At 55.7% G+C, this 1,296-nt stretch carries 1 protein-coding gene; it reads right to left on the bottom strand.

The window, feature by feature from the left end; translation table 11 throughout:
* Window positions 1-72 precede the first annotated feature (72 nt).
* Entirely contained in the window at window positions 73-606 is a 534-nt protein-coding gene (locus PGB28_RS21265; RefSeq protein WP_271423509.1) for a hypothetical protein, read from the bottom strand.
* Window positions 607-1,296 lie beyond the last annotated feature (690 nt).

Here is a 1,296-nt window from a genome sequence, read left to right as displayed (position 1 = left end):
GGGCACGCTTTGTATGTAAGCCAGATCACATAACGCTAGGTTTACTAGAGGTATGCAGGTCGATCTGGCCGATCAGCTCCGGGCTTTTCGCTCCCAGTAGCTGTTAAAGTTCAGGTTTGCGTAGTTGTAGAGGTTTGTGGCCTCGTTGTCGATGGCAACGAACACGCCGGCCGTCTGTGCATCAGCCAGAGCAGCGATCCCATTCGCCGCGATGTTGCTGCCAGCTGCTACTTGCCGGAACGTGTCAGGGGTCGTTATGTCAACCCCATAGACGTATACCTTGAAACGTCGGCCGCCTACCGAACGGCCACCCCATTCGATTTCACGTGGCGCGAATACGGCAGGCATCGTGCCTGAGCCATAGGTGCTGGCGCCTGTCCAGAGCACCGGAACGGTGATGTTACTCCCAGGATCGGAGAAGTCGGCGCCGAGCACGCTGAGCAGGTACAGATCGGTGGCAATGGCTGTCAGGAAGGCGTCAACCTTGTCCATCACCGTCGGAAGCGATGCAGTGTTGTTGAAGCGTGCCAGCAGCGTGTGAGCGTGCAAGCCGTCGCTGTAGTGGAGGTGAAAACGGCCAGTGTTGTCAGGCGGTAGAGCACTCATAGCCACCTCAAGCCATATCAAGTAAACCAAGCCGAACGTAGGAGGATATGGTGCTCGCTTCGCTCGGCCTAACCGCTTCGCGGCTTCTTAAATTTTACAAGACCCATTCTGAACTGTCAAGGGTTATATGCGGCCCTTGACAGTTCAGAATGGGTCTTTTTAGAACCTAGAAGCCGCTTAAGCGTTCTTGGCCTCGCTGGGCCCGTTCTCGCTCAGCCTCTGAGCAGCGCGCGTCAAGCTCAAGGACAAGTCTGAGGACGAGGGCTGCGAGGGTGGTCGATCGGTGATCCGGCCAAATACCGCTTGTGCCGCGTTCATCAACCCACTCACCAGGTTCTCCAACTCGTCGTCTGAGACGGACCCGAACGTCAACAGCGTGCTGTAAGTCTGGCCGCACTGGCACTGATACCAGAACATCACAGACGCCGTTGTGGGCTCCTCCAACGCTTCTGAGTGCGGTACGAATATCATACCAGCTGACTCCAGTCCGTGTCTCTTCGTGCCCCACAATGTACACCTCCTATAAATAAATGGCCTTGCTCCGACTCGAGCAAGGCCATTGTAGCGTGTGGGGCACGCTTTGTATGTAAGCCAGATCACATAACGCTAGGTTTACTAGAGGTATGCAGGTCGATCTGGCCGATCAGCTCCGGGCTTTTCGCTCCCAGTAGCTGTTAAAGTTCAGGTTTG

Source organism: Primorskyibacter aestuariivivens (assembly GCF_028023675.1).
GTDB classification, from domain to species: Bacteria; Pseudomonadota; Alphaproteobacteria; order Rhodobacterales; family Rhodobacteraceae; genus Marinovum; species Marinovum aestuariivivens.
Note: the sequence above shows the minus strand (reverse complement) of the source record. Positions and strands in the feature narration are given on the sequence as shown.